General features: G+C 38.2%; 5 protein-coding genes. 3 read left to right on the forward strand and 2 right to left on the reverse strand.

The genetic code is table 11. The annotated features are described in order from the left end of the window. Positions 1–161: 161 nt before the first annotated feature. The 3 genes from guaA to BLR60_RS16730 all read left to right on the forward strand — a co-directional run bounded on the left by guaA (position 162) and on the right by BLR60_RS16730 (position 4224). Positions 162–1691, forward strand: a complete 1530-nt coding sequence (gene guaA / locus BLR60_RS16720) for a glutamine-hydrolyzing GMP synthase (RefSeq protein ID WP_090501873.1) — start codon at positions 162–164, stop codon at positions 1689–1691. A gap of 121 nt (positions 1692–1812) precedes the next feature. After that, positions 1813–3024, forward strand: a complete 1212-nt coding sequence (locus BLR60_RS16725) for a type 1 periplasmic-binding domain-containing protein (RefSeq protein WP_090501886.1) — start codon at positions 1813–1815, stop codon at positions 3022–3024. Positions 3025–3054: 30 nt separating this feature from the next. Next, entirely contained in the window at positions 3055–4224 is a 1170-nt protein-coding gene (locus tag BLR60_RS16730) for an RsmB/NOP family class I SAM-dependent RNA methyltransferase (protein ID WP_090501874.1), read from the forward strand. A gap of 412 nt (positions 4225–4636) precedes the next feature. Here BLR60_RS16730 and BLR60_RS16735 read toward each other — a convergent pair whose 3' ends face one another. Together BLR60_RS16735 and BLR60_RS16740 are read right to left on the reverse strand one after the other, a co-directional pair. Beyond that, positions 4637–5203, reverse strand: a complete 567-nt coding sequence (locus BLR60_RS16735; RefSeq protein ID WP_090501888.1) for a MarC family protein — start codon at positions 5201–5203, stop codon at positions 4637–4639. A gap of 79 nt (positions 5204–5282) precedes the next feature. Beyond that, a complete protein-coding gene (locus tag BLR60_RS16740; RefSeq protein WP_208600660.1) occupies positions 5283–6632 on the reverse strand; it encodes a porin in 1350 nt (449 codons plus the stop codon). Between the last annotated feature and the right edge of the window lie 117 nt (positions 6633–6749).

Genomic DNA, 6749 nt, shown 5'->3' on the forward strand with positions numbered 1-6749 from the left:
TTGACTTTAGACTCAGAACTGCCGACTTTGGACTATCTTATGGTTAATCAAAAGCTATTCGCTAAGCACTCACTCCATGCTCTCTGCTCAAAATGCTCCGCACAAGCTAAAAATCTCAAATCTCCTCTCTCAAATCTCATATCTAATTGGTACCTTTGCGGATGCAAGAAAAAATCATTATCGTCGATTTTGGTTCGCAATTTACACAACTCATCGCCCGTAGGGTTCGCGAACTAAATATTTACTGTGAAATATATCCATATAACAATCTTCCTGAGGTTACGCCTGATGTAAAAGGTATTATCTTTTCAGGTAGCCCATACTCTGTTCGTCAGGAAGATGCGCCCCAGATCGATTTATCAAAATACCATTTAAAATATCCTTTATTGGCTGTGTGCTACGGTGCACAATATATAGCCCAACATTCAGGCGGTAGCGTCCAGCCTTCTTCAACACGTGAATATGGCCGTGCTAACCTGAATTTTGTAAATCAGGAAAACAAATTATTTAAAGGGATCAATATCGGTTCGCAGGTTTGGATGAGCCATGGCGATACCATTACCGATATCCCTGGAAACTTTGAATTGATTGCCAGTACCGATAGTGTAAGGGTTGCTGCCTACCACATTAAAGATTCTGATACTTATGCCATTCAGTTTCACCCTGAGGTAACGCACAGTACTGACGGAAAAATCCTTTTAGAAAATTTCCTTGTTGATATCTGCGGATGTAGCCAGGATTGGACTTCGGCTGCTTTTGTTGAAACGACCATTGCAGATATTAAAGCGACTGTGGGTAATGATAAGGTTGTTCTGGCGCTTTCAGGTGGTGTGGATAGTAGCGTTGCTGCCGTTCTTTTGCATAAAGCCATTGGTACGAACCTACACTGTATATTTGTTGATAATGGTTTATTGCGGAAAAATGAATATGAAAGTGTTTTAGAACAGTACAAAGATTTTGGCTTAAATATTAAAGGTGTTGATGCCAAAGATAAATTTTTAAGTCAGTTAGCGGGCGTAGAAGATCCTGAAACAAAGCGTAAAATTATTGGTCGTGTATTTATCGAAGTTTTCGATGAAGAATCTCACCTTATTCAGGATGTGAAATGGTTGGCTCAAGGCACTATCTATCCTGATATTATCGAATCGGTATCTGTAAAAGGTCCGTCGGCTACCATCAAGTCGCACCATAATGTAGGCGGTTTGCCAGATTTCATGAAACTTAAAGTAGTAGAGCCGCTTAAAACTTTATTTAAAGATGAAGTAAGAAGAGTAGGTACTGCATTGGGTTTAGAATCGTTTATTTTGGGTCGTCACCCATTTCCGGGACCAGGTTTAGGTATCCGCATTATTGGAGAGGTTACTCCTGAAAAGGTAGCCATTTTACAGGATGCTGATAAAATTTATATCGATAATCTAAAAGAAGCAGGCTTGTACGATAAAGTATGGCAGGCTGGTGCAATCTTTTTACCTGTGAGATCAGTAGGGGTAATGGGTGATGAGCGTACCTACGAAAACGTAATTGCCTTGAGAGCTGTAGAATCACTAGATGGGATGACAGCAGATTGGTGCCACCTACCTTATCCGGTATTGGCTAAAATCTCAAATGAAATTATCAATAAGGTGAAAGGAATCAATAGAGTGGTATATGATATCAGCTCTAAACCACCTGCAACTATTGAGTGGGAATAGCTTCCAGTTTGAAGTTGTGAGTTTTTAGTTTGGAGTTTTTATTCCAAACTGCATAAATAATACGCTTATGCTAGCAAGGTGGAATAAACTTTGCTAGCATATTTTGTTAAAAATGATAGGTATGAATTTTAAGAAGGTTTATGGGGTGCTGGTTTTGTTTACGATAGTTTTAGGTGCCTGTTCGCCTAAAATCAGGACACCTAAGCCTGAAAAAGATAAACCGGTTGAAAAAGAAAAGCCTGTAGATAAAAAGCCGGTGAAGAAGTTTTCACAGGCAAGTGTTTCGCTGCTTGTTCCTTTTAAACTGGATGAGCTAAATTTAAAAACAGCCACAAAGGCTGAGATTGAGAAGTATGCCATGCCTATCGATTTTTATCAGGGCTTTAAACTGGGGTTGGATTCTGCAGCGGCGCAGGGTTTAAATTTTAAACTAAATGTTTTCGATACGGAGGATGATAATGCACATATATCGCTCTTGTATAAGAATGAACGTTTTAAACAAAGCAATTTAATTATTGGTCCTGTTTTTCCCGCTGGATTAAAGTTTATCTCCAACTATGCCAAAGAAAATAATGCAATTATTGTATCTCCTTTGGCTGCTTCCGAACCCACTGAATTCAATAATCCCAATCTGGTATCCATTGTAAATAATATAGGCCTGCATGGGAAAAAAATAGCCACTTATATTACTAAAAATTACAATTCGGCCAATACGATAGTGGTATTCATTAACCCTAAAAAAACAGAAGACGAAGCTTTTGCCGCGCCAATAAGAAATTATCTGCGAACCAACAGCAAATTTGTGATACAGGAGTATGCTTCATCCTATGCTTTTGAAACAAAAATGATCAAAGGCAAACAATATGCGGTAGTGCTTACCTCTTCTGACCGTGCTTTTGTACTACCTACAATAGAAAAACTGTACAAATTAAAACATCTTAAAACTGGTGGATATAATATCTCACTTTTTGGTCACCCGAATTGGGTAAAGCAGAATTATCCTGTTGATAAATTGCAGGATATGAATACCATCATCAGTTCTTCTTACAAAATCGACTATAAAAACAGTAATGTGATTACTTTTATCAAAAAGTATCGCTATAGATATGGTTTTGAGCCTGGAGAGTATGCTTTCAAAGGTTTCGATATTGGCTATTATTTCGGCAGGTTACTGGTAACCCATGGTGAAGATTATAGGGATTATATCGTAAAAGATAAATACAAAGGGCTACATAATAATTTTTCATTTATTCGTGATGAAAAATTAGGCTATATTAACACCAGTTTAATGTTGTTAAAGTATAAAAACTTCACCTTGAGCCCAGTTGAGTAATCTATAATTTTCTTCCATATTAATTAACGCATGAGAGCAGACCATCAGTTAAGAGCCTTTGAACAGATTTTGAGCAGTTATGATGGGAGTTTGCCTTTACATCGCTTTCTACCTGTTTATTTTAAACAACATAAGCAGATGGGCTCGTCTGACAGGAGATGGGCAACAAGACATATTTACAGCTTTTTTAGATTAGGTAAGGCTTTACCATCACTGCCTAATGAGGAGCGGTTGAGTATTGCGGATTTTCTATGCCATGATACTTTAAGTTTGTTGGTGGAAAAGAATCTGCCAGACCTAAAAGAAAACGTTACTAAGCCGCTCGAAGAAAAATTAGTGCTGATTAAAGCCAGATATCCTGATTTTGATGTAGAACAGATTTATCCTTTACATGTTGCACTTTCTGACGGTATTAATAAAGAGGCCTTTTTTACTTCTTTTTTTAAGCAACCCGACCTGTTTATCCGGGTAAAAGCTGAAGAAGCTAAAGTCATTATCTCCAGACTGGAAGCTGAAAATATCGCAGTTAAAGCAATTAATGATACTGCCCTGGCTTTACCTAATGGAACCAAACTTGAAAGCATTTTAAACGATGGAAGTTACCAGGTTCAGGATTTATCCTCACAGCATACAGGTTTGTATTTCAAACCAAATAAATGGGATAAATGGTGGGATTGCTGTGCCGCATCGGGCGGAAAAACCCTGTTGTTGCATAGCTTGGAGCCTGTAATTGAACTTTTAGTTTCAGATTTGCGTGAAAGTGTACTCTTGAATTTAGATGAACGTTTCCGCCTGGCAGGAATTAAGAAATACCATAAAAAAGAACTTGATCTTTTACAGAACAACGATCAGGTTTTGCATCATTATCAGTTTGACGGAATTATTTTAGATGCACCTTGTACCGGCTCGGGCACCTGGGGAAGAACACCTGAAATGCTTACTTTTTTTGAAGAGCGCAAAATCAACCAGTTTGCAACCATCCAAAAGGGAATTGTACAAAACGTGGTAAAATACTTAAAACCAGGTAAACCTTTAATTTACATTACCTGTTCTGCTTTTGCGCAAGAGAATGAAGCTATTGTGCAGCATATGCTCGATACACTTCCATTAGAACTGGAAAAGATGGAACTGATAAAAGGTTATGAAAATAATGCTGATACGATGTTTGTGGCCAGGTTGATTAAGAGGAGCCAGGATTAATCAGGATTTTAGAATCAACACGCTTATTTTTTAGAAAGATTATTCAGTTGATCGTATTCCCAACTTGATGGTGAATCGTAATGCAATAAGCTTAAACATTACGATTAAATGCATACACTACGTATGTTCAAACCAGGATCTGAAATTCCTTTTAACGTATTTCACCGCCTCGACCAAAACGGCAATGGCTCCAATAATTAAGGTATATTCTTCAAAGCTGTTCATGATGTAAGCTTTATGTTTAGATGAATATATGGAATTATTGTTACAGATTGATTGGAGGATTGTCATTTTAGGTGTTGTTTCTCTTGATCGTCCTGCTGAACTTTCGCCCGGCCGGGTGGAAGTTCCAGCATCTTTTCCTCAAACTGGACCCTGAAATAAATTCAGGGTGACGAGTTCTGAGCGCTCCCTAAAGCCCTGTGTTGTTTCTGAACAATTTAATGGCAATGGCCAGTAAAATTACCCCAAAAGCTTTACGTAAGATGTTTAAGCCTGATTTTCCGAAAAGTTTTTCCAGTCTGTTGGTGTTTTTTAAGACAAAGTAAACAAACAACATGTTGAGTATAATGCCCACCAGTATATTCTGGGTATGGTATTCTGTTTTTAACGAAAGTAGGGTAGTCATTGTTCCGGCTCCGGCAATTAAAGGGAAAGCCAATGGTACGATAGAAACCGTTTCAGGTGCTTCTTCTTTAAAAATAGTTAATCCCAATACCATTTCCATCGCAATAAAAAAGATAACGAATGAACCAGCAATGGCAAAAGATTCCACATCCAATCCAATCACTTTTAATAGCGATTCGCCAACAAACAAAAAGAGAATCATTAAGCCTGCAGCTACCAGAGATGCTTTTTCCGATTCAATATGGCCTGCTTTTCTACGCAATTCGATTACAACCGGAATGGCGCCTAAAATATCGATAATGGCAAAGAGCACCATCGTTGTAGATAGGATCTCGCTTAAGTTGAACGTCATAAAATCGAATTTCATAGCAGCGCAATTTTAAGCAAAGGTAGCGGAATTTGTATCAATTCCTCAATTGTGCGATTATTTATTAGAAATAGAACTGTGTTCTTAAAGTAAGCACATTATCCTTCCTGTCAGCGGTATAATCTTTAAGCAGTGTCGATTCGTTTTTAATGATATCGTAATAAATTACCGCCTTAAAATGTGGATTAAAATGATGTAAAAAACCAAAACCAAAAGTATCAAAACGCACGTCGGCAGGCGAAAGTCCTTTATCAGCTGAAATGTCCATACCTTTAACTTTAGTATTTGGGTCATACCAGTCGTATTTTAAAATGAGCTGGTTATCGGTACTGTTTAATGTTTGTACAAAAGTTAAGTAAGCACCGTTAAAAGTTCTGGTATAGTAAGGCAAGGGCAGCGATTTATTATCAACGGGGTAGGAGCCCGGTGTAGTAGAGGTAGTTGACGTACCGGTTTGTAAGCCAGATATTACTTCTGCACGAAATTCTGATTTCCAGCTTTTGGTTTTTGTGGCCAACTGAACATCTGCACCATAATATCTTCTTGGGGCTACTTTATTAACGGTTAAAGCAGATGAATCCTTTACCATTCTCCATTGATCGCTAATCCGGTCCATTTTATAGCTAACCGGTAAACGATGGTTTAAACCGCCTTGTAACGTACTAACACCACCTGCAATAGTAAATTTATCAAATGCATAAGTTTTATGACTTAACCTGAAGATGAAATCTTTACTGTTGTCAAATTCACCCGAACCAGCTAAACCCTGTCCATTGTAAATGCCGAAATCGAGCACTAAGTTTTTAAGTGCAGCATCTTTCCACCGTGGATTCAGGGTAAAAGTAGCGCCCAGGTCACGTTCTGTTTTCATTAAAATCTGCGACATCCGTCCACGCTCTGGTGCTTCCCTCACTGAAGAAGAGAGTTGAAGTTCATTCCCGAACGGACGACCTGAAAGGCCAAGCGTTACGGCCAGTATTTTCCATTTGTTTTCGTAATAACGGCCCCAAAAATCGCGGATGGCCACGCCTTGTTCTGTACCATCAAACTGAAGTACAAAGTAGGTAGACGGAGCGCCATCTTCCGTTAACATCATGTAATCGGCTCTCAGTCGGCCCCTTCTCAACCTAAACCGGTTGTTGGTAAATTCTCCAAAATTGCCACCCTGGTATTCTGCCTGTGTACCATTTGATTGTGCAACCTGAAATTGGGGTTGCAAGTATCCGCTAAATGATAATGAGCCATATTTTTTTGATATGATGAGCAAGTGATTTACCGTTGTAGAATCCATCACATCGTTTATTGTTCTTTGTGCAAACCCTATTGTGGAGATGAATAGTAAAACAATGGTTAAAGAAAAATAAATGTGCTTAATTTTAGCAGAATTGCGGTACATCTTATCAATTTTCTGCAAAGGTAGTTTTATTAACAATTATTGACTAGTCCTGAAAATTTGATACAGGATTAATAATTAAATAAAATTACGATTTAAATAGCAGTTGGTTCATTCCGGCTGCTATTTTTTCGTTTA

The organism is Pedobacter terrae, assembly GCF_900100705.1.
In the GTDB taxonomy this organism is placed as follows: Bacteria; Bacteroidota; Bacteroidia; order Sphingobacteriales; family Sphingobacteriaceae; genus Pedobacter; species Pedobacter terrae.